19 protein-coding genes and 2 tRNA genes are annotated in these 21,856 nt (G+C 70.2%); 12 read left to right on the forward strand and 9 right to left on the reverse strand.

The window, feature by feature from the left end; all coding sequences use genetic code 11:
* Positions 1 to 35: 35 nt before the first annotated feature.
* Positions 36 to 1,499, reverse strand: coding sequence for an amino acid permease (locus ACZ4E1_RS20450; protein WP_467541054.1), 1,464 nt, complete (start codon positions 1,497 to 1,499; stop codon positions 36 to 38).
* 173 nt (positions 1,500 to 1,672) lie between these two features.
* On the opposite strand from ACZ4E1_RS20450, the gene ACZ4E1_RS20455 reads away from it, so the two are divergent.
* The 3 genes from ACZ4E1_RS20455 (at position 1,673) to ACZ4E1_RS20465 (ending at position 4,369) form a co-directional block, all read left to right on the forward strand.
* Complete coding sequence (locus ACZ4E1_RS20455) at positions 1,673 to 2,155, forward strand: ribose-5-phosphate isomerase (RefSeq protein WP_399126193.1); 483 nt, start codon at positions 1,673 to 1,675, stop codon at positions 2,153 to 2,155.
* Positions 2,156 to 2,250: 95 nt separating this feature from the next.
* Positions 2,251 to 3,072, forward strand: a complete 822-nt coding sequence (locus ACZ4E1_RS20460; RefSeq protein ID WP_467541056.1) for an Fpg/Nei family DNA glycosylase — start codon at positions 2,251 to 2,253, stop codon at positions 3,070 to 3,072.
* Positions 3,073 to 3,184: 112 nt separating this feature from the next.
* Positions 3,185 to 4,369: a SpoIIE family protein phosphatase gene (locus ACZ4E1_RS20465; protein ID WP_467541058.1), complete on the forward strand. Its 1,185-nt coding sequence runs from the start codon at positions 3,185 to 3,187 to the stop codon at positions 4,367 to 4,369.
* Positions 4,370 to 4,595: 226 nt separating this feature from the next.
* On the opposite strand, the gene ACZ4E1_RS20470 is transcribed toward ACZ4E1_RS20465, so the two are convergent.
* Positions 4,596 to 5,774, reverse strand: a complete 1,179-nt coding sequence (locus tag ACZ4E1_RS20470) for a cation:proton antiporter (RefSeq protein ID WP_467541060.1) — start codon at positions 5,772 to 5,774, stop codon at positions 4,596 to 4,598.
* A 156-nt stretch (positions 5,775 to 5,930) separates the two neighbouring features.
* On the opposite strand from ACZ4E1_RS20470, the gene ACZ4E1_RS20475 reads away from it, so the two are divergent.
* Positions 5,931 to 6,371 carry an HD domain-containing protein gene (locus ACZ4E1_RS20475; protein WP_467541062.1) on the forward strand — a complete coding sequence of 147 codons (441 nt, stop codon included), beginning with the start codon at positions 5,931 to 5,933 and terminating at the stop codon, positions 6,369 to 6,371.
* A gap of 3 nt (positions 6,372 to 6,374) precedes the next feature.
* On the opposite strand, the gene ACZ4E1_RS20480 is transcribed toward ACZ4E1_RS20475, so the two are convergent.
* Positions 6,375 to 7,532 carry an acyltransferase family protein gene (locus tag ACZ4E1_RS20480; RefSeq protein WP_467541064.1) on the reverse strand — a complete coding sequence of 386 codons (1,158 nt, stop codon included), beginning with the start codon at positions 7,530 to 7,532 and terminating at the stop codon, positions 6,375 to 6,377.
* Positions 7,533 to 8,208: 676 nt separating this feature from the next.
* Here ACZ4E1_RS20480 and ACZ4E1_RS20485 point away from each other — a divergent pair.
* Positions 8,209 to 8,403 (forward strand): hypothetical protein, encoded by a 195-nt coding sequence (locus ACZ4E1_RS20485; RefSeq protein ID WP_188338944.1) that lies wholly within the window; start codon positions 8,209 to 8,211, stop codon positions 8,401 to 8,403.
* 77 nt (positions 8,404 to 8,480) lie between these two features.
* Here ACZ4E1_RS20485 and ACZ4E1_RS20490 read toward each other — a convergent pair.
* Positions 8,481 to 8,551, reverse strand: a tRNA-Gly gene (locus ACZ4E1_RS20490).
* A gap of 177 nt (positions 8,552 to 8,728) precedes the next feature.
* Here ACZ4E1_RS20490 and ACZ4E1_RS20495 point away from each other — a divergent pair.
* The 5 genes from ACZ4E1_RS20495 (at position 8,729) to clpX (ending at position 13,663) form a co-directional block, all read left to right on the forward strand.
* Positions 8,729 to 8,805, forward strand: a tRNA-Pro gene (locus ACZ4E1_RS20495).
* A 188-nt stretch (positions 8,806 to 8,993) separates the two neighbouring features.
* Complete coding sequence (tig, locus tag ACZ4E1_RS20500; RefSeq protein ID WP_467541066.1) at positions 8,994 to 10,379, forward strand: trigger factor; 1,386 nt, start codon at positions 8,994 to 8,996, stop codon at positions 10,377 to 10,379.
* A gap of 511 nt (positions 10,380 to 10,890) precedes the next feature.
* Positions 10,891 to 11,496: an ATP-dependent Clp protease proteolytic subunit gene (locus tag ACZ4E1_RS20505; protein ID WP_188341570.1), complete on the forward strand. Its 606-nt coding sequence runs from the start codon at positions 10,891 to 10,893 to the stop codon at positions 11,494 to 11,496.
* A 65-nt stretch (positions 11,497 to 11,561) separates the two neighbouring features.
* Positions 11,562 to 12,221 (forward strand): ATP-dependent Clp protease proteolytic subunit, encoded by a 660-nt coding sequence (locus tag ACZ4E1_RS20510; protein WP_188338946.1) that lies wholly within the window; start codon positions 11,562 to 11,564, stop codon positions 12,219 to 12,221.
* Between the two features lie 155 nt (positions 12,222 to 12,376).
* A complete protein-coding gene (gene clpX / locus ACZ4E1_RS20515) occupies positions 12,377 to 13,663 on the forward strand; it encodes an ATP-dependent Clp protease ATP-binding subunit ClpX (protein ID WP_161300949.1) in 1,287 nt (428 codons plus the stop codon).
* Between the two features lie 91 nt (positions 13,664 to 13,754).
* Here the strand turns inward: clpX and ACZ4E1_RS20520 are convergent, their stop codons facing one another.
* On the reverse strand, positions 13,755 to 14,693 hold the full coding sequence (locus ACZ4E1_RS20520; RefSeq protein ID WP_467541070.1) for a hypothetical protein: 939 nt from the start codon (positions 14,691 to 14,693) through the stop codon (positions 13,755 to 13,757).
* Between the two features lie 115 nt (positions 14,694 to 14,808).
* Between ACZ4E1_RS20520 and ACZ4E1_RS20525 the strand changes: the two genes are divergently transcribed.
* Entirely contained in the window at positions 14,809 to 17,430 is a 2,622-nt protein-coding gene (locus ACZ4E1_RS20525; protein WP_467541072.1) for a valine--tRNA ligase, read from the forward strand.
* A 72-nt stretch (positions 17,431 to 17,502) separates the two neighbouring features.
* On the opposite strand, the gene ACZ4E1_RS20530 is transcribed toward ACZ4E1_RS20525, so the two are convergent.
* The 4 genes from ACZ4E1_RS20530 to ACZ4E1_RS20545 all read right to left on the reverse strand — a co-directional run bounded on the left by ACZ4E1_RS20530 (position 17,503) and on the right by ACZ4E1_RS20545 (position 20,178).
* Positions 17,503 to 17,694 carry a hypothetical protein gene (locus ACZ4E1_RS20530; protein ID WP_399126184.1) on the reverse strand — a complete coding sequence of 64 codons (192 nt, stop codon included), beginning with the start codon at positions 17,692 to 17,694 and terminating at the stop codon, positions 17,503 to 17,505.
* Between the two features lie 45 nt (positions 17,695 to 17,739).
* Positions 17,740 to 18,792 (reverse strand): glycosyltransferase family 2 protein, encoded by a 1,053-nt coding sequence (locus tag ACZ4E1_RS20535; protein WP_467541075.1) that lies wholly within the window; start codon positions 18,790 to 18,792, stop codon positions 17,740 to 17,742.
* 103 nt (positions 18,793 to 18,895) lie between these two features.
* Positions 18,896 to 19,612: a winged helix-turn-helix transcriptional regulator gene (locus ACZ4E1_RS20540; RefSeq protein ID WP_467541077.1), complete on the reverse strand. Its 717-nt coding sequence runs from the start codon at positions 19,610 to 19,612 to the stop codon at positions 18,896 to 18,898.
* A complete protein-coding gene (locus ACZ4E1_RS20545; RefSeq protein WP_467541079.1) occupies positions 19,609 to 20,178 on the reverse strand; it encodes a hypothetical protein in 570 nt (189 codons plus the stop codon). Before ACZ4E1_RS20545 ends, ACZ4E1_RS20540 begins: the two co-directional genes overlap by 4 nt.
* A 133-nt stretch (positions 20,179 to 20,311) precedes the next feature.
* On the opposite strand from ACZ4E1_RS20545, the gene folC reads away from it, so the two are divergent.
* A complete protein-coding gene (gene folC / locus ACZ4E1_RS20550) occupies positions 20,312 to 21,853 on the forward strand; it encodes a bifunctional tetrahydrofolate synthase/dihydrofolate synthase (RefSeq protein WP_467541081.1) in 1,542 nt (513 codons plus the stop codon).
* The last annotated feature ends 3 nt before the right edge of the window (positions 21,854 to 21,856 follow it).

Raw genomic sequence — 21,856 nt, forward strand, 5'->3', positions numbered from 1 at the left:
GCCCGCATAACCTGACAGGTTCCGTCAGGTTTCGGTCAGCTCTCCACCGAGTCGGTGACCGATTCGGCGACCGAGTCGGTGAGCGCCGCGTTCTTCTTCGTCCGCTCCCGCACCAGCGAGACACCGACCACGAACACCGCGACGAGCAGCGAGAGCAGCACCTGCTCGCGGCCGGCGTCGTCGGTCAGCATGTAGACGAGGACGAAGGAGATCGCCGCGATCGTCGCCCAGGTCAGGTACGGGAAGAGCCACATCTTCACGACGAGCTTCTCCGGCTGCTCGCGCAGGATGATGCCGCGCATCTTCAGCTGGGTGAAGCAGATGACCAGCCACACGAACAGGGCGACCGCGCCGGAGGAGTTGAGCAGGAAGTTGAAGACGGTGTCCGGCCACTGGTAGTTGAACCAGACGGCGAGGAAGCCGAAGACGACGGAGCCGAGGATCGCGGCCCGCGGCACACCCCGCGAGGTGGTCTTCGCGAACGCCTTGGGCGCGTCACCGCGCTGGCCCAGCGAGAACGCCATGCGGGAGGCCGTGTACAGGCCCGAGTTGAGGCAGGACAGGACGGCGGTCAGCACGATGACGTCCATGACCTGACCGGCGTGGGGGATGCCGATCGAGTTGAGCGCGGCGACGTACGAGCCCTCGTCCACGATGGACTTGTCGTTCCAGGGCAGCAGCGTCAGGACGATGAAGATCGAGCCCAGGTAGAAGATGCCGATGCGCCAGATCACCGAGTTCGTGGCCTTGGTGACGGCCTTCTGCGGGTCCTCGGACTCACCGGCGGCGAGCGTGACGATCTCGGAACCCATGAACGAGAAGACGACCATCAGCACACCGGTGAGGATCGCGCCCGGCCCCTTGGGGAAGAAGCCCCCGGAGTCGGTCAGGTGCGCCAGACCGCTGCCCGGGTTGTCGGAGCCCGGCAGCAGACCGAACACGGCGAGCAGACCGACGACCACGAACGCGCCGATGGCGACGACCTTGATCCCGGCGAACCAGAACTCGAACTCGCCGTAGGAGCCGACCGCGGCCAGGTTCACCACGGTGAGCACGAGCATGACGAGCAGGGCCCAGCCCCACTGCGGCACGGCCGGTATCCAGCCGTTGAGGATCTTCGCCCCGGCGGTCGCCTCCACGGCGAGCACCACGACCCAGAAGAACCAGTACAGCCAGCCGATGGAGAAGCCGGCCCAGCGCCCGAGCGCCTGGTCGGCGTAGGCGGAGAAGGAGCCAGACGTCGGCCGGGCGGCGGCCATCTCGCCCAGCATCCGCATCACGAAGACGACCATCGCGCCGACCAGCGCGTACGAGATGAGGATGGCGGGGCCGGCGGCGGCGATGCCGGAGCCGGAGCCGACGAAGAGGCCGGCGCCGATGACGCCGCCGATGGCGATCATCGACAGGTGCCGGTTCTTCAGGCCGGCCTTGAGCCCGTCGCCGCTGTCCGGCGAGCCGCTCTCGAGGGTGTCCGTGGTGGGGGCTGACTGCGTGGTCATGCACGGGTCCTTAGATCTGGTGCAAACGAGCGTTCACATTCAAACCACGACAAGGCCGCCGGCGGAACCCCTGAGTCCGTATCGTTGCCAAGCCCGTACCGGCGGCCCCGCCTCGCGCGCGGCGCCGCACCCGGAGGCGGCCCCCCGGCCCCCGGCGTGCCACACTCGGACGCATGCGCGTGTACCTCGGCTCGGATCATGCCGGCTACGAACTCAAGAACCACCTGGTCGAATGGCTCAAGGCCCACGGCCACGAGCCCGTCGACTGCGGGCCCCACATCTACGACGCCCTCGACGACTACCCGCCCTTCTGCCTCCGCGCCGCGGAGAAGACGGCCGCGGACCCGGAGTCGCTCGGCATCGTGATCGGCGGCTCGGGCAACGGCGAGCAGATCGCCGCGAACAAGGTGAAGGGCGTCCGTGCGGCGCTCGCCTGGAGCGAGCAGACCGCCGCGCTCGGCCGCGAGCACAACGACGCCAACGTCATCTCGATCGGCGGCCGCATGCACACCCAGGAGGAGGCGACGAAGTTCGTCGAGATCTTCCTGAGCACGCCGTACTCGGGCGAGGAGCGGCACCAGCGCCGGATCGACATGCTCTCGGCCTACGAGACCACCGGCGAGCTCCCCCCGATCCCGGACCACCACCCGAAGTAAGCCTCTCCGGCCTTCGAGGAGCGGGGCCCGGGACACAGCCCCGTGACCCGGACCCCCGCTCCGCCGGACCCCGCCCGCCCCGAGAGGAACCCAGCGTGCCCGAGGGCCACACGATCCACCGCCTGGCCCAGGACCACGCCGAACGCTTCCAGGGCACGAAAACCCAGGTCACCAGCCCCCAGGGCAAGTTCTCCGACGCCGCCGCACTCCTGAACGGCCAGGAACTCACCCGCACCGAGGCCCACGGCAAGCACCTCTTCCTCGGCTTCGGCCCCGCGGACTCCTGGGTCCACATCCACCTCGGCCTGTTCGGCAAGTACACCCTCGGCGAGACCCCCGCCCCGCCCCCCACCGACACCGTCCGCCTGCGCCTGGTCAACGCCACGCACTACTCGGACCTGCGCGGCCCCACCACCTGCGCCCTGATCACGGACGCCGAGAAGCAGGCGATACACGACCGCCTCGGCCCCGACCCGCTGCGCCCCGCCGACGGCCCCGCCAAGGCGTACGCCCGGATCTCCCGCAGCCGCACCACGATCGCCGCGCTCCTGATGGACCAGAAGATCGTCGCCGGCGTCGGCAACGTCTACCGGGCCGAGGTCCTCTTCCGGCACGGCATCGACCCGTACGTCCTCGGCCGCGACATCGATGAGGCCCGCTTCACCCAGCTCTGGGACGACCTCGTCGCCCTCATGCGCGAGGGCGTCCGCCACAACCGCATCGACACGGTCCGCTCCGAGCACACCCCCGAGGCGATGAACCGCCCGCCCCGCGTCGACGACCACGGCGGCGAGGTCTACGTCTACCGGCGGGCGAACCAGCCCTGCCACCTGTGCGCCACCGAGATCCGCACCGCCGAACTCGCGGCTCGCAACCTCTTCTGGTGCCCCGCCTGCCAGCCCACCGGCGCCCGTTGAACGCCCCCTTCTGATTCCGGCCCGACCCGCAACCGGGTACGGTGCCCGGAAAGGGGGACAAGTGGGACCACCCGTGCGCAGGTCCAGGCCGCACGGATAAGGTCCACGAGCAATGGCGGTACGACGAGAACGGCACGGGCGCGAACAGCGCGCGGAGGCCGACACGCTTCCGGCCCGGTTGAAGATGCGCATGCACCGGGTCCGCACCGCCGTGCGCAAATCCGGCGTCGACTACTTCCGCGGGGACGGCTCGGACTGGATCGCCCTCGTCGGCCTCCTGCTCACCGTGCCGGTCATCGCCTGCTTCACGATCCTCGACCCCGTCTGGTGCTCACCGGCCGTCCTCGTCCTGCCGATCGTCGCGGGCGGACTGCTGCTGCGCCCGGCCAGCCTGCTCGGCCTGTACGCGGCGGCGGCCGTCGCCCTCATCGTGGAGTCCGTCCAGCTCGGCCCCTACGCCGAGCGCACCGCCGCGGTCACCCCCGGCACCGTCCTCACCGTCGCCGCCTGCGGCTTCTTCGGGCTGCTCATCGCCCAGTTCCGCAGCCGCGTCGGCGTGCCCTGGCGGCGCGGCGGCACCATGCTCTTCGACCTGCGCGAGCGGATCCGCACCCAGAGCCGGCTGCCCAAGCTGCCGCAGGGCTGGCACCGTGAGATGGCCCTGCGCCCGGCCGGCGGCCAGTCCTTCTCCGGCGACTTCGTGGTCGCCGCCCGCACGAACAACGGGCGCACGCTGGAGGTCGTCCTCACCGACGTCTCGGGCAAGGGTATGGACGCGGCGTCCCGGGCCCTCCTGCTCGCCGGCGCGTTCAGCGGCCTGCTCGGCTCGCTCCCGCCGCACGCGTTCCTGCCCGCGGCCAACGGATACCTCCTGCGCCAGGACTGGGACGAGGGCTTCGCCACCTCCATCCACCTCGTCCTCGACCTCGAATCCGGCGACTACGAGCTCTACTCGGCCGGTCACCCGCCGGGCCTCCAGCTCAACGCGGGCACGGGCCGCTGGGAGGAGAAGGCCGCGGAGGGCCCGCTGCTCGGGGTCTACGACGGCGCCGAGTTCGACGCGATCAAGGGGACCCTGCGCACGGGTGACGTGCTGATGCTCTTCACGGACGGACTCGTGGAGACCGCCGACCGGGACATCTCGGAGGGCATCGACCGCCTCACCGGCGAGGCCGACCGCTATGTCACCGGCGGCTTCCACGGCGCGGCCTGGCACCTCATCGAGGCGGTAGCCAAGGACGTCAACGACGACCGGGCGCTTCTGCTGATCTGCCGGGACACAGGTCCGCTGGGCTGACGGTCTCGTCGCCGGGTGCGGGCCGGTGGGGCGTCTCGCGCAGTTCCCCGCGCCCCTGGAAGGCATGCGGCTTCGCCGCGCCTTCCCCAGATCACAGGCTCCCCGAGCCTTGATCGGGGAAATGCGCCCGAAGGGCATGCATTTCAGGGGCGCGGGGAACTGCGCGACCAGCCCCCACCGGCCGGTGGCCGCCGACGAACAGACGAACCTACGGCGAACCGGCGACCTACACCCCGGCGCCGACCCGCCCCTCATCCCGCACCGAAGGGGCCCGCACCGGCATGACCCGCCCCAGCCAAGCGGAGCGCCCCGCCGCCAACGGCCCGAGCACGGCCAACACCAGCACATACCCCGCGATGAACGGAGAGAGCCGCGCATCCAGCCCCGCGCCGGCGGCCATCGTCGCCAGGATCAACGCGAACTCCCCCCGAGCGAGCAGCGTCGTGGAGACATTCGCCGCGGCCTGAGGCCCGAACCCGTACACCCGGGCCGCCCCCATCCCCGCCAGCACGTTCATCACCAGCGTCAGAGCGACAGCGACCAGCACGGGCCACACCACACTCGGCAGGTCCCCGGGGTCGATCGACAGCCCGAACGCGAAGAAGAAGATCGCGCCGAACGCGTCCCGCAGCGGATGGACCAGCGTCCGGATCCGGTCCCCGGACGCAGTCGAGCCCAGCATCAGGCCGACCATGAACGCCCCGATCGCGTCGGCGACCCCGAACCACTCGGAGACCCCGGCCACGAACACGGCCGCGCCGAGGAAGGAGATGACGAGCAGCTCGTCGTCCTTGACGGCGAACAGCCGCCCCACGACCCGTGTCCCGAACCGCGCCGCGAGCGCGAGCAGCAGCAGGAACCCGAAGGCTTTCCCGCCGTCGAGCACGGCGGCGGACAGCGAGTCGGCGCCCGACAGGATCGGTTGGAGCGCCGCGAGGTACAGCGCGAGGAAGATGTCCTCGACCACGATGATGCCGAGGATCGGTCTGGTCTCCGGGTTGCCGAGGCGCCCGGTGTCCACGAGCACCTTGGTGACGATCGCGGACGAGGAGATGCCGAGCACCCCGGCGAGGACCAGAGCCTCGGAGGTGCCCCAGCCGAGGGCGAATCCGAAACCGAGGCCGGCGCCGACGTTCAGCGCGAGATACGTCCCGCCCGCGAGGGCCATCTTGCGACCGCCCTCGCGCAGGTCGTCCACGTGGAACTCCAGGCCGAGGTAGAAGAGCAGCAGGACCAGGCCGAGCGCGGAGAGCATCTCCAGGTCGTGCGGGTCCGAGAGCAGGACGACGCCCGGCGTGTGCGGGCCGAGCAGGATCCCGGCCAGGATGAACAACGGGATGGTGGGGAGTCCGATGCGTCCGCCGAGGCGGGCGAGGACGGCGGCGGCGAGAAAGGCGCCGCCCATGGCGATCAAGGTGTCTGCGTGTCCGATGGGCCCGTTCCTCCTGAGGCGAGAACTTTGGTCAAGGGATCGTCAAGAAAGCGTCAATACTTAGCTTACCAAACGACTTTTCGGGACCGTGAGGCCCGCGCGGGGAACGGGTCGGCCTAGGCTCGCCCCATGCGGACGCTGACCCTGGCAGAGATCGAGGCCGTGGCCCGGCAGGCCCACGCGGCCCAGACGGACAAGGCCGGCCGCCCCTACGCGGAGCACCTCCAGGCCGTCGCCGGGGGAGTGGAGCGGCGCGGCGGCACCCCGGACCAGATCGCCGCCGCCTGGCTCCACGACGCCGTCGAGGACGACGCCCTGAGCTCCGAGTGGCTGGACTCCGCCCCGCTCACGGACGCCACAAAAGAAATCGTCCGCGCGCTCACCAAGCGCGCGGACGAATCTCCGCAGACCTATGCCCGTCGCATCCTCGACACCCCGGGCGCCCGCCTCGTCAAGGAGGCGGACCTGGCGCACAACGCCGACCCGGCCCGCCTCGCCGTCCTCGACGAGCCGACCCGCACCCGGCTGACCGCCAAGTACGCGCGGATGCGGGCCCTGCTCGGGCTCTGAAGCTCAGCGGCGCGAGCGCGCCAGCTCCGCCGCGTCCTTCTTGAACGCCCACTCCATCTTCGGCTCCATCGCGAACCGGAAGGCCCGCTGCACGGGGGGCGTGCACAGCAGTGTGACGACCGTCCCCGCGATGACGGTGACGGCGACCTCCCCGAGCGGTTTGTGGATCCACTCCCCGTCGAACCAGCCCCAGAACCGGGAGCCCTTCGCGAGGAAGCCGTGCAGCAGGTAGCCGTACAGGGTGCCCGCGCCCAGCACGGTGAACCACATCTTCCGCCCCGGCACCCAGGCGAAGAAGCACGCGGTCAGCACCATCGAGCAGCCGAACAGGGCGAGCGTCATCACGACACCGGCCCACCACGGCGCCCCCAGCTCCTGCGCGCTGTCACGGTGGTAGAACCAGGCGGACGTCATCCGCGGACCGGCCCAGTACGCGAGCACGAGCGCGGCCAGGAAGACCGGCACCGCGATGATCCGCACCTCGCGCCGCCGCACCAGCTGGAAGTGCTCCGGCTTGAGGAACAGGCCGAGCACGAAGAACGGCAGGAACTGCAGGACCCGCTGGAGGTCCAGGTCGTCGCCGATGTCGGGCGAGATCGAGGCGAGCACCGCGATGCCGAGGGCGACCGGGATCGGCCAGCGGATGACCTTCCACAGCGGCGTCGTGAGCCGCCACACGAACAGCGCGACCAGGAACCAGGTCAGGTACCAGGGGTCGAGCAGGCTGAACGGCTGCGACGGGTCGTCGTCCGCGTACCGCTTGAAGAAGGTGTAGGCGATCTCGAAGATCACGTACGGCACGGCGACGCCGGTGATCAGTCGCCGCAGCCGGTCCGGCCGCATGTCGAAACTGCGCGAGAAGTAGCCGGACACGATGATGAACGCCGGCATGTGGAACGTGTAGACGACCATGTAGAGCGCCTCGGCGGCGCGGCTGCCGTCCGTCAGGGGCTCCCAGGAGTGCCCCATGGCGACGAAAACGATCGCCAGGTACTTCGCGTTGTCGAAGAACGCGTCCCGCTGTTTGGGGGCGGGGGCCGCCGGGGAGGCGGCTGCGGGGCGCGGATCGTGCGGGGCTCGGGGGGAGGGCGTCGCGTCCACGGTCGGTGCGGCCGGAGGCAGCGGCTGACTGCGGTGCGACCCGTGCGCAGTGCGGAACATCTGAGGCACCCTAGTGGCGCCTGTGCGATTTCGTAAAACTCCCGACGTCATTCCCGCTTTTCTCTCGGGCGCGCTCGGGATTCACGCGAGCCGAGATGGGTGTGTCAGCCATGGATCCGTCATGGACTTATTGCCGACCTGTCCGGTATCGCGCTTTTCATCCCACTTAAACGGTGCATAACATCCGTTACCGACCCGGCAAGTTGTCGCATTGGTCACTATCGTCCCCGAGCGGTGATCGCATGGATAACGGGCGGTGATCGCGCGATGCTGCGCGTCGCCGAATTCTGAGGATTCTCTTTAATTTGCTCGCGACCGCGCCGCGTGCGTGGGTGTGATCACGCCGAGGGGAAAGTGAGGAAATGGCGCACGGGACCTGGGCGGACCTGCGGCGGGCGTGCGAGGGGCATGTGTGCGCCGCATGTGCCCCATGGAAACGATCAAGCCGATTTCGCCGGCGCTCCCACCCCCGCCCCCGGCGCGCCGACCACCCCGCCCACGTGCGCTGCTCGTGCGCCCCGGGGGTGCCCGGGCCCCGCTCCCTCACGCGCGCGTGGCCGACGATGCGTCACCGGCCGCATACGGAGCCCGCGTTGGTGGCACGATGGTTCTGGCGGGGGGTGTGGGGCTGTACCCCCCGGGCCGGGAGAGCGGACCGACCTAGGGTGTGATCAGTGTGGCCATTTCGCTGTCAGTGGTGCTGTTGTTGGCGATCGTCCTCGTCGTGCTGATGCGAGGTGGTTCGATCAAGGCGGGGCCCGCCATAGTGGCGGTCCTCTTCGGCTTCTTCCTGGCCTCGACCGGAATGGCGCCCGCGATCAACAACTTCCTCAACTCCGTCGCGTCGAGCATCGCCGCGATCAAATTCTGAGCGGCCGGACGCCGGGAGCGAAAAAGCCCCCGGCCCGGTCCACCTGGGTTGGATCCGGGCCGGAGGCCTTGGAAGAGAGCGGGCGACGGGAATCGAACCCGCGTAGCTAGTTTGGAAGACTAGGGCTCTACCATTGAGCTACGCCCGCACGCAGGACACCAGATCTCGGTGACCGCGGTACGCAGGCATCGTAGCGGGTCCCCGGGCCGGACCGCACACCCGTTGTCCGACTCGCGCCGGCCGCCCCGTCCACACCCTGCGCCCCACCCCCTGCAAAGGGGGGAGTAGCACTGCCTGCGGGCATGTACCCTACGTGTCGCACCGACGGGGTGTGGCGCAGCTTGGTAGCGCGTCCGCTTTGGGAGCGGAAGGCCGTGGGTTCAAATCCCGCCACCCCGACCAGCGTTCCGGACGGCCGCCCACCGGCGGCCCCCACGCTCGTCGTCGGCTCCGCGGGGCTCCCCATGATCGCGTTGTGGGTCGACTCCTGCTTGCCGTTACTATGCAAGCTGCGTGCCCGTGTGTCTCTCAGACCGTGTCTCTCAAGACCGGGCAGGAACCCAGAAGTCAGCCCCCAAGGAGACCGAACCGTGAAGAGCGCCGTGGAGACCCTGAACCCGACCCGGGTTCGGCTCAGCATCGAGGTGCCCTTCGAGGAGCTCAAGGACAGCCTCGACGCGGCGTACAAGAAGATCAACCAGCAGGTCACGGTGAAGGGCTTCCGCAAGGGCAAGATCCCGGCCCGCGTCATCGACCAGCGCTTCGGCCGCGGTGCGGTCCTCGAAGAGGCCGTCAACGACGCGCTTCCGAAGTTCTACACCGAAGCGGTCAACGAGGCGGAGCTCAACGTCCTGGGCCAGCCCGAGGTCGACATCACGGAGCTGAAGGACGGCGAGACGCTGAACTTCACCGCCGAGGTCGACGTCCGCCCGACCATCGAGATCCCGGACTACTCCGGCATCGAGGTCGAGGTCGACGCGGTCGAGGTCACCGACGAGGACGTGGACAAGTCGGTCGAGCAGCTCCGTGAGCGCTTCGCCTCCACCTCCCCGGTCGAGCGTGCCGCCGAGGACGGCGACGTCGTGACGATCGACCTGGAGGCCAAGGTCGAGGGCGAGGTCCTCGAGGACGGGGTCGCTTCCGGCGTCTCCTACACCATCGGCTCGGGCGAGCTGCTCGACGGCATCGACGAGGCCGTGAAGGGCCTGGAGGCCGGTGGCGAGGCCACCTTCACCTCCGAGCTCAAGGGCGGCTCCGCCGAGGGCAAGGAGGCCGAGGTCACCGTCAAGGTCACCCAGGTCGCCGCCCGCGAGCTCCCGGCCCTGGACGACGACTTCGCCCAGCTCGCCTCCGAGTTCGACACCCTCGACGAGCTGAAGGCCGACAGCCGCAAGCGCCTCGAGAACATGAAGCAGTACGACCAGGCCACCCAGGCCCAGGAGCGCGTCCTCGAGAAGCTGCTCGAGCTGGTCGAGGTCCCGGTCCCCGAGAAGCTGCTCGAGGACGAGGTCCAGACCCGCAAGCACAACCTCGAGCACCACCAGCTCGGCCAGATGGGCCTCGACATCGAGAAGTACCTCGAGATCCAGGGCAAGACGGTCGAGGAGTTCGACGCCGAGACGCGCGAGCAGGCCGTCAAGGGCATCAAGACGCAGTTCGTCCTGGACGAGCTCGTCAACAAGGAGAAGCTGAACGTCAACCAGGAGGAGCTCACCGAGCACCTCATGCGTCGCGCCGCTTCCTCCGGCATGTCCCCCGACCAGTTCGCCCAGGCCGTCGTCGAGGGCGGCCAGGTCCCGATGCTGGTCGGCGAGGTCGCCCGCGGCAAGGCCCTCGCGGTCGTCGTCGAGGCCGCCACGGTCAAGGACACCAACGGTGAGGTCGTCGACCTCGAGGACGACGAGGAAGAGGTCGCCGAGACCGTCGTCGCCGACGCCGAGTCCTCGGAGCCCTCGGAGGAGCAGGCCCAGGCCTGACCCCCGTAGCACCACCTGCAGCAGGCCCCCGGGACCCCGTCCCGGGGGCCTGCTGCACCCCACGCCCGGGGTCACGACCAGTAGCCCTCTGGGGGCGCGCGGGGTGTGCCCTTCAGGGGCGCGGGCCTGTGTCCGTTCAGCGACTCCGTCGCGGGGCGCGCCCGGCATGCCTCTGGGGGGCGCGCGGGATGTGCCCTTCAGGGGCGCGGGGAACTGCGCGACCAGCCCCGTACAAGCCGCACCCGCCGTGAGACCGCCAACGGCAGACGCGACCGCGCCCCCGCCGAGGGGCCGATCGCAACCCCGGCCGAGTCATGACCCCGCACCCCAGCGGAGCGCATGCGCTCACAGCGAACAGTTCCATTCCCGGGATTCCCCGGAGGGGCCCGCGCGTTAGGGTCCATGAATACGAGGGCAGGGGAGTCCCCGAGCGAGGGCCCCGGCCTCAGTTAGAGACGCGAGACGGCGCGCTAGCCGTCAGAGACGAGCAGGTGGATACGTGACGATTCAGATGCCTTCCGCCGCCGGCGAGCCGTCCATCGGTGGTGGCCTCGGCGACCATGTCTACAACCGGCTGCTCGGCGAGCGAATCGTCTTCCTCGGCCAGCAGGTCGACGACGACATCGCCAACAAGATCACCGCGCAGATGCTTCTCCTGGCAGCGGACCCGGAGAAGGACATCTACCTCTACATCAACAGCCCCGGCGGCTCGGTGACGGCCGGCATGGCGATCTACGACACCATGCAGTACATCCCGAACGACGTGGTCACGATCGGTATGGGCATGGCGGCCTCCATGGGCCAGTTCCTGCTCACCGGCGGTACGGCGGGCAAGCGCTTCGCGCTCCCGAACACCGACATCCTGATGCACCAGGGCTCCGCCGGCATCGGCGGCACCGCCTCCGACGTCAAGATCCAGGCCGAGTACCTGCTGCGCACGAAGCAGCGCATGGCGCGGATCACGGCCCAGCACTCCGGCCAGACCGTCGAGACGATCATCCGTGACGGCGACCGCGACCGCTGGTACACCGCCGAGGAGGCCAAGGAGTACGGCCTCATCGACGAGATCATCACTGCCGCTACGGGTGTTCCGGGCGGCGGCGGCACGGGCGCCTGATCCCCGCGATCAGCACCGGCCGACCCAGCCCACTGCTTCCTTCACCAGGACGGAACACCGCCATCATGAACAACATCCCCGGCAGCGGCCTCTACACGGGCCCGCAGGTCGACAACCGCTACGTGATCCCGCGCTTCGTCGAGCGCACCTCGCAGGGCGTGCGCGAGTACGACCCGTACGCGAAGCTCTTCGAGGAGCGCGTGATCTTCCTCGGCGTGCAGATCGACGACGCGTCGGCCAACGACGTCATGGCGCAGCTGCTGTGCCTGGAGTCGATGGACCCGGACCGCGACATCTCCATCTACATCAACAGCCCCGGTGGCTCGTTCACGGCCCTCACGGCCATCTACGACACGATGCAGTTCGTGAAGCCGGACATCCAGACGGTCTGCATGGGCCAGGCGTCCTCCGCGGCCGCCGTGCTCCTCGCCGCCGGCACCCCGGGCAAGCGCATGGCCCTGCCGAACGCGCGCGTGCTGATCCACCAGCCCTCCGGCGGCACCGGCCGTGAGCAGCTCTCCGACCTGGAGATCGCGGCCAACGAGATCCTCCGCATGCGCACGCAGCTGGAGGAGATGCTGGCCAAGCACTCGACGACGCCGATCGAGAAGATCCGCGACGACATCGAGCGCGACAAGATCCTCACGGCCGAGGACGCGCTCGCGTACGGCCTGATCGACCAGATCATCTCGACGCGCAAGATGAACAACGAAGCGATCGCGTAACCGCACGCTGTATCGTCTGCCGTTCCCCGGCACGGTTCACGTCGAAGTGAACCGTGCCAAGGGGGGCCCGAACGGGGGGCCCGGCAAGGTACCGTCGGATACAGGCACCAGGAGCCGCTTGTGCGAGCGTCTCCCAGGCGAAGGGGAAGCACCTCGTGGCACGCATCGGTGACGGCGGCGATCTGCTCAAGTGCTCGTTCTGCGGAAAGAGCCAGAAGCAGGTCAAGAAGCTCATCGCAGGCCCCGGTGTGTACATCTGCGACGAGTGCATCGACCTCTGCAACGAGATCATCGAGGAAGAGCTCGCGGAGACGAGCGAGGTGCGCTGGGAGGAACTGCCCAAGCCTCGCGAGATCTACGAGTTCCTCGAGAGCTACGTCGTGGGCCAGGAGGCCGCCAAGAAGGCGCTCTCCGTGGCCGTGTACAACCATTACAAGCGCGTCCAGGCCGGCGAGAACGGCGGAGCGCAGGGCCGTGACGACGCGATCGAACTCGCGAAGTCCAACATCCTGCTCCTCGGCCCCACGGGCTCGGGCAAGACACTTCTCGCCCAGACGCTGGCGCGCATGCTGAACGTCCCGTTCGCGATCGCCGACGCCACCGCCCTCACGGAGGCGGGCTACGTCGGCGAGGACGTCGAGAACATCCTGCTGAAGCTGATCCAGGCCGCGGACTACGACGTCAAGAAGGCCGAGACCGGGATCATCTACATCGACGAGATCGACAAGGTCGCGAGGAAGAGCGAGAACCCCTCGATCACCCGCGACGTGTCGGGCGAGGGCGTCCAGCAGGCCCTCCTGAAGATCCTCGAGGGCACGACGGCCTCCGTCCCCCCGCAGGGCGGCCGCAAGCACCCGCACCAGGAGTTCATCCAGATCGACACGACGAACGTGCTGTTCATCGTGGGCGGCGCGTTCGCCGGTCTGGAGAAGATCATCGAGTCGCGGGCCGGCGCCAAGGGCATCGGCTTCGGCGCGACGATCCACTCCAAGCGCGAGCTGGAGGAGAAGGACCAGTTCCAGGAGGTCATGCCGGAGGACCTGGTGAAGTTCGGGATGATCCCCGAGTTCATCGGCCGTCTCCCCGTCATCACCTCGGTCCACAACCTCGACCGCGAGGCCCTGCTCCAGATCCTCGTCGAGCCGCGCAACGCGCTGGTGAAGCAGTACCAGCGCCTCTTCGAACTCGACGGCGTGGAGCTGGACTTCGAGCGTGAGGCCCTGGAGGCCATCGCCGACCAGGCCATCCTCCGCCGCACCGGCGCCCGAGGCCTGCGCGCCATCATGGAGGAAGTCCTCCAGTCGGTGATGTACGAGGTCCCGTCCCGCAAGGACGTCGCCCGCGTCGTCATCACGGCGGAAGCTGTCCACTCGAACGTGAACCCGACCCTGATCCCGCGCGACGCCCGCGGCACGGGCAGCGGCGAACAGAAGTCGGCGTAGCCGCACGGCGGTTGGCGCGAGCTGACAAGGAGAGGGGCCCCGGTCGGACAACCGACCGGGGCCCCTCTCGTCACGTTTCCGCGGGTGCGTGTCAGGCCTTGACGCGGACCTCGGAGCGGAACTTCGCGGTGAGTTCCGAGGCGGCCTTCAGGTCGGGCGACTTGCCGGACATCATGTCCGCGACGTCGGCGCTGACGACGATCGCCATGGTGCTGTTGTCGCTCCAGATGCACACGGGCATGTGCATCTCCTTGGGGCCGGTCGCGCTCGCGCTGCTGCCGGGCTCCATCTTCATCTCCTGGCACTTCAGGATGAAGTCGTCCGTGCTGTAGTCGGTGGGGCTGCCGACGAGCGAGGCCTTGTCGTCGCTGCTGTCGCTGCCCTTGGCGGCCTCGAGGGCCCCCTTGGTGAACATGCCGTCGACGAGCTTCTCCGGGTCCTCGATCTCGCCGTAGGCACCCTGGAAGCTGATCACCTTGGTGGCCAGCGGGTTCGACGCGTTCTTGGTCCCGTAGGCGGCGTTGACGGGCGTGCCGTTCTTCAGGCCTTCCTTCTCCGCGTCCTTCATGTCCTTGGAGTCGAAGCCGTCGTTCTCCTTCGCGTCCTTCTGGTACTCGCCCAGGACTGTCGCCGGAGTCGTCAGCTTGTGCGGGCCGTCGTCCGCGACCGAGGCGCCGCCACCGCCGCCGAAGACGAAGTACGCGCCGACGCCGATCGCGGCCACGACCGCGACGGCGCCGATGATCAGGCCGGTCTTCTTGCCGCCGCCGCCACCGGCCGGCGGGGCCGGCGGGTACTGGCCGCCGTACGGGGCCTGCGGCTGCTGGCCGTAGGGGCCGGGCTGCTGCGGCTGGCTGTAGCCGCCCTGCTGCGGCGGGACACCCTGGGGAGCCTGCTGGGGGTAGCCGTAGCCGGGCTGCGGCGCCTGGGGCTGCTGGCCGTACGGTCCCGGCTGCTGCGGCTGCTGGCCGTAGGGCCCGGGCTGCTGGGGCTGCTGGCCTCCGTACGGGCCCGGCTGGTTGTAGCTCATTACTGGGGTTCCCTCCCGCTGTTTATGTGCTCCCGACATCCTGACGTACGCGCGTGCGGATCGGTCCCCCGGATTCGGTTTCAGTACGGGACTGTGACCCCTCTAAACTGACCCCGTGACCGAGAACACTCAGCAGCAGACAGCGCCCACCTCCGAACTGCCGACCCAGTACGCGCCGGCCGAGGTAGAGGGGCCGCTGTACGAGCGCTGGGTAGAGCGTGGGTACTTCGAGGCGGACGCGAAGAGCGAGAAGCCGGCGTACACCATCGTCATCCCGCCGCCGAACGTCACGGGCTCGCTCCACCTGGGCCACGCCTTCGAGCACACGCTGATCGACGCCCTCACCCGCCGCAAGCGCATGCAGGGCTACGAGACGCTGTGGCAGCCGGGCATGGACCACGCGGGCATCGCCACGCAGAACGTCGTGGAGCGCGAGCTCGCCAAGGAGGGCAAGTCCCGCCACGACCTGGGCCGCGCGGCGTTCGTCGAGCGCGTCTGGGAGTGGAAGGCCGAGTCCGGCGGCCAGATCGCCGGCCAGATGCGGCGCCTCGGCGAGGGCCTGGCGTGGAGCCGGGACCGGTTCACCATGGACGAGGGCCTGTCCCGCGCCGTCCAGACCGTCTTCAAGAAGATGTTCGACGACGGCCTCATCTACCGCGCCGAGCGCATCATCAACTGGTGCCCGCGCTGTCTGACGGCGATCTCCGACATCGAGGTCGACTACCAGGACGACGACGGCGAGCTCGTCTCCATGAAGTACGGCGAGGGTGACGACACCATCGTCGTCGCCACGACCCGCGCGGAGACGATGCTCGGCGACACCGCCGTCGCCGTCCACCCCGACGACGAGCGCTACGCCCACCTGATCGGCAAGCAGATCAAGCTGCCGCTGACCGACCGGTCCATCCCGGTCGTCGCCGACACGCACGTCGACCCGGAGTTCGGCACCGGCGCCGTCAAGGTGACCCCGGCGCACGACCCGAACGACTTCGCGATCGGTCAGCGCCACGACCTGGAGGCCATCGAGGTCCTCGACGAGCGCGGCGTGATCACCGCCCACGGCCCCTTCCAGGGCCTGGACCGGTTCGAGGCCCGCTCCGCGATCGTCGCCGCCCTGCGCGCCGACGGCCGGATCGTCGCCGAGAAGCGCCCCTACGTCCACTCCGTCGGCCACTGCTCGCGCTGCAAGACGACGCTGGAGCCGCGTCTGTCCCTGCAGTGGTGGGTCAAGGTCGAGACGCTCGCCAAGGCCGCGGGCGACGCGGTCCGTGACGGCCGGGTCGACATCCACCCGGCCGACATGTCGCAGCGCTACTTCGACTGGGTCGACAACCTGAACGACTGGTGCATCTCGCGCCAGCTGTGGTGGGGCCACCGCATCCCCGTCTGGCACGGTCCCGACGGCGAGCTGGTCTGCGTCGGCCCCGACGAGGAGCCGCCCACGGGCGAGGGCTGGAAGCAGGACACCGACGTACTCGACACGTGGTTCTCCTCCGGCCTGTGGCCGTTCTCCACGCTCGGCTGGCCCGAGCAGACCCCGGACCTGGAGAAGTTCTACCCGAACTCGGTCCTGGTCACGGGCTACGACCTGATGTTCTTCTGGGTCGCCCGCATGATGATGTTCGGTCTCTACGCGATGGACGGCCAGCCGCCGTTCCGCACGATCGCGTTCCACGGCATGGTCCGTGACGAGAACGGCAAGAAGATGTCGAAGTCGTTCGGCAACGTCGTGAACCCGCTGGACTGGATGGACAAGTACGGCTCCGACGCCCTGCGCTTCACCCTGGCCAGGGGCGCCAACCCGGGCATCGACGTCCCGATCGGCGAGGACTGGGTCCAGGCCTCCCGCAACTTCGCCAACAAGATCTGGAACGCGACCCGCTTCGCGCTCATGAACGGCGCGACGGTCGAGGGCCCGCTGCCCGAGCCCGAGCAGATGTCGGCGACCGACCGCTGGATCCTGTCGCGGCTCAACAAGACGGTGGCCGAGGTCGACGGGCTCTACGACGACTACCAGTTCGCCAAGCTCAGCGACGCGCTCTACCACTACGCGTGGGACGAGGTCTTCGACTGGTACGTCGAGCTGTCGAAGACGACGTTCATGGCGGGCGGCGAGCAGGCCAAGGTGTCCGGCCGGGTCCTCGGTGAGGTCCTGGACGTGACGCTGCGCCTGCTGCACCCGATCGTCCCGTTCGTCACGGAGACGCTGTGGACGACGCTGACGGGCGGCGAGACGGTCGTCCTGGCCGAGTGGCCGAAGGACTCGGGCTTCCGTGACGAGGCCGCGGAGAAGGAGATCGAGACGGTCCAGCAGGTCGTCGTCGAGGTCCGCCGCTTCAAGGCCGAGCAGGGCCTCAAGGCCGGCCAGAAGGTCCCGGCCCGCCTCGCCCTCGAAGGCAGCGCGCTCGCCGCGCACGAGGCCGCCATCCGCCAGCTGCTGAAGCTGCAGCCGGAGGGTGACGCGTTCGCCGCCAGCGCCACGCTGCCGGTGGCCGGGGTCGAGGTCGCCCTCGACCTGTCGGGTGCGATCGACGTGGCCGCCGAGCGCAAGCGCCTCGCCAAGGACCTCGCCGCCGCGGAGAAGGACAAGGCCGCGGCCGAGGGCAAGCTGGGCAACGAGGCGTTCCTCGCCAAGGCCCCGGACAACGTCGTGGACAAGATCAAGGGCCGCCTGGCCAAGGCGGACGAGGACATCGCCCGCATCCAGGCCCAGCTGGACCGCCTCCCGCAGGCGTGACCCGACCCCGTACGACGGCCGAAGGCCCCCGGAACCGAAGGGTTCCGGGGGCCTTCCCCGTGGGGCGGGCGGTCAGCGCGGTCCCGGGCCCTTGTCCTTGCCGCGCACCACGGGGACGAGGCTGCGCACGGCGAGGCCGGCGGCGATCAGGGTGAGGCAGCCGACGATCAGGGCGAGGATCGCGAGCGGGGACGAACCGGTGGCGGCGAGGGTGCCGGTGCCGCCACCGCCGAGTATCGCGGCGTCCGTGGGCTTTCCGTACATGGGTGAACTCCTGTCGGTGGAAACGGTGTTGACGGTGGTGCGGGTTCAGGTGGCGACCCAGCGGGCCTCGCGGCGCAGGGCCAGGTCGAGCAGGGAGCGCAGGAACACGGCCTGGCGGAACGCGTCGTAGAGCAGCTCCGGGACCAGGGGAGCGGCGAGCAGGGAGGCCCGCCAGCCGAGGCGGCGGACGGTCAGGGTGCGTTCGACGACGAAGAGCAGCGTGATCGCCGTCCAGAACACCGAGAAGCCCTGCCAGCCGACGAGGGTGAGGCTGAGCACGGCGAAGGTGGCGAACAGGCCGAGGGCGAGGGCGCCGACGCCGAGCTGCAGCTGCTGGCGGAAGTAGGGGGCGGTGACCGGGGTCCAGCCGTAGTCGCGCAGGTTCTCCAGGGCGCCGCGCTGCCAGCGCAGCCGCTGGTGCCACAGCTTGCCGAGCGAGGGCATGACCTCGGTGACCAGCCAGCAGCCGTCGGGGGAGACGGTGCGGTGGCCGAGCGTCTTGACGGCCTTGGTGATCTCGTCGTCCTCGGTGAGCGAGGCCAGCGAGTAGTAGCCGTCGCCGCCGCCGACGGTGCCGGCGAGCCGGGCCGCGCGGACCTCGCGGAGCACGGACGCGCGGAACAGGGTGCCGGTGCCGGTGAGGACGACGGCCTCGTTCTTCTTGCGGCGGATCTCGCCGGCGTAGCGCTGGTACTCCATGCGCTGGAGCAGGCCGAGCAGGCCGCCGCCGGGCTCCCCGTAGAAGATGCCGCCGACGGCGCCGACCTCCGGGTCGGCCATCGCGTCGACGGCGCAGGCGACGAAGTCGGGGTTGAGGACGGTGTCGGCGTCCTGCACGAGGACGTAGGCGTCGTCGTCGAGCTCGTCGAGCAGCGGGCCGAGCGCCTGGTTGAGGGCGCCGGCCTTCTTGTCGCGGTTGTCGGTGGGCACGAAGACCTCGGCCCCGCAGTGCGCGGCGATCCGGGCCGTCTCGTCCGTGCAGTTGTCGGCGACGACCACGATGCGGTCGGGGCGCGAGGTCTGCCGGTACAGGCCGGCCAGGGTGGCGACGATCCGGTCCTGTTCGTCGTGTGCGGGGATGAGGGCTACCAGGGACATGGGAGACGACTGTGGGGCGTCGTGGTGGCCGCGGCGGCGCGCTCAGGTCGCGCGCGGGTCGCAGAGCGCGGCGCGGGACGGAACGGGGCTTTGGGCCCGGGACCTACGCCCGCGCGGGCCGGGGCGGCACGTACCGGTAGCCGACGCCGCGGACGGTCTCCACGGGGGCGTCCTGGCCGGTGGCACGGGTGATGCTGCGGCGCAGGCGCAGCACGGCGTGCTTGACCTTCGTGGAGTCGCCGTCGGGGCGGGACCGCCAGGCGCGGGCGAGGAGCTGCTCGGGGGTGAGCACCTGGCCGGCGTTGAAGGCGAGCGCGAACAGGAGGTCGAACTCCAGGGCGGTCAGCGGGACGAAGGTGCCGGCGAGGGAGGCCTCGCGGGTCAGCAGGTCGAGTCGCAGGACGCCGTCGTCGAGGAGCTGGCCCGCCGGGTCGGCGGGCATCGCGCGCCGCAGCCGGGCCAGGATCAGCGCCTTGGCGAAGGGGAGCGGCACGTCGAGCCAGAGCACGTCGTCGGCGCCGGCCTCCAGGGCGCGCAGCGCGGTCCGCTCGCGGTAGGTGCGGTCGAGCGCCATGACCCGCAGGTCCTCGGTCATCTCGCGGACCCGCTGCAGCACGTCCCACGGACCCGGGTCGCGCAGCCGCAGGCTGAGCAGCAGCAGGTCGGGCCGGTACCGGTACAGGTCGCGCAGCGCGTCCTGCCCGGTGTGCACCATGCGGTACGTGAAGCGCGCGTCCCGCAGGGTCGTCAGGACGTGCGGCGGGGCGTCGGCCGGCGCCGCGACGAGGAGCAGCGGCAGAGCGCGGCCGGTCGCCGTCATACCGTGCGCAGCCCCAGCCGGACGAGTTCGGCCTCGGCGAGGGCGTCCAGGGTCGCCGGGTCGCCCTCGCGCCAGCCCTCGGCGAGGCTGCCGGGGGTGGAGTCGGGCAGGGCGCCCGCGGTGCGGCCCACGTCGTCGAGGGGGCGCAGGAGGGTGCGCAGGGCGAGGAGTTCGCGGCCGTCCTCGGTGGCGGCGAGGTCGCGGGCGGCGGCGGCCTGCCGCACCCAGCGCAGCCGCCGCGGCAGCCACAGCGTGAGCAGCAGCCCCACGGGCACCACGAACAGGGCGACGGCGGCGAGCAGCGCGAGCGCCTGGGCCGGTGCGGGGCCCGCGGGCGTCGTGTCGGCGAGCCGGTCGCCGGCCAGCGCGACGTCGTGCAGGGTGCCGTTCACGCGCGGGCCGAGCAGCGGCAGCCGGGCGTTCGCGTGCGGGGCGGGGCGGTCCGGCTCGGAGATCAGCCGGTGCGCGGCGACGGCGGCCGAGGCCCAGCCGCCGGTCCACAGCAGGACGGCGCCGTCACCGAGGATCTGCCGTGTGCGACGGCCGGGTTGATGTGCGTACCACATGGTCAGATTGGACCCCCGGGCTCCGGGAGGGGAGGCGAACCGCGCCGAGCGGGCGGGGCGGTTTACGGCGGATGGACGCGTGCCCCGGGGACGGGGGGCGGCGGTGTCGGCGGGGCTCCGTAGACTGGCGGGTGTGAGTGACCTCCCCCCGCACGACAGCAGCGACGACCACGAGCCCGACGGTGTGCCCGGCGCCCCCGACGCCTTCGACGACATCGTCGGCGAAGAGACGACCCGTGATCCCGACCTCGCGGTGATCGAGGCGGGCAGCCGCACCCTGCGCACCCAGGGCGGCCCCCCGCAGGGCGACGGGATCCCGGCCCGCCCCGAGGAACCCGAGGTGGAGAAGGCGCTGCGCGCGGTCGAGGCCGACCTGGCCACGCGCTGGGGCGAGACGAAGCTGGAGCCCTCCGTCAGCCGCATCGCCGCGCTGATGGACGTGCTGGGCGAGCCGCAGCGCGCGTACCCGTCGATCCACATCACGGGGACGAACGGGAAGACGTCGACGGCCCGCATGATCGAGGCCCTGCTCGGCGCCTTCGAGCTGCGCACCGGGCGGTACACGTCGCCGCACGTGCAGTCCGTCACCGAGCGCATCAGCCTGGACGGCGCCCCGATCAGCCACGAGCGCTTCATCGAGACGTTCGAGGACGTCAAGCCGTACGTCGAGCTGGTCGACGCCCAGCAGGAGTACCGGCTGTCGTTCTTCGAGGTGCTGACCGGCATGGCCTACGCGGCCTTCGCTGACGCCCCCGTGGACGTCGCGGTCGTCGAGGTCGGCATGGGCGGCAGCTGGGACGCGACGAACGTGATCGACGGCTCCGTCGCCGTGATCACGCCGATCGACCTGGACCACACCGACCGGCTCGGCTCCACGCCCGGCGAGATCGCGGGGGAGAAGTCCGGGATCATCAAGCAGGGCGCCACGGTGATCATGGCGCAGCAGCCGGTGGACGCCGCGCAGGTCATCCTCAAGAAGGCCGTGGAGACGGACGCGACCGTGGCCCGCGAGGGTCTGGAGTTCGGCGTCGTCGCGCGGCAGGTCGCGGTCGGCGGGCAGCTCGTGACGCTGCGCGGGCTCGGCGGCGAGTACGAGGAGGTCTTCCTCCCGCTGCACGGCGCCCACCAGGCGCACAACGCGGCGGTGGCGCTCGCCGCGGTCGAGGCCTTCTTCGGCATCGGCTCGCAGCACACGCGCCCGCTCGACATCGACACGATCCGCACCGCGTTCGCCTCGGTGAGCTCGCCGGGCCGCCTGGAGGTCGTGCGCCGCTCGCCGACCGTGGTCCTGGACGCGGCGCACAACCCGGCGGGGGCGCGGGTCACCGCCGAGGCGATCGGTGAGGTCTTCGACTTCAGCCGGCTGATCGGTGTCGTCGGCGCGAGCGGCGACAAGAACGTACGAGGGCTGCTGGAGGCCTTCGAGCCGATCTTCGCGGAGATCGTCGTCACGCAGAACTCGAGCCATCGCGCGATGGACGCGGACGAGCTCGCCGCGGTGGCCGTCGAGGTGTTCGGGGACGACCGGGTGGTCGTCGAGCCGCGGCTCGACGACGCGCTGGAGGCCGCGATCACGCTCGCCGAGGAGGAGGGCGAGTTCGCGGGCGGGGGCGTGCTCGTCACCGGGTCCGTGATCACGGTCGGCGAGGCCAGGCTGCTGCTGGGGAAGGGCTGATCC

The sequence above is a fragment of the Streptomyces sp. NPDC025806 genome, from assembly GCF_055558275.1.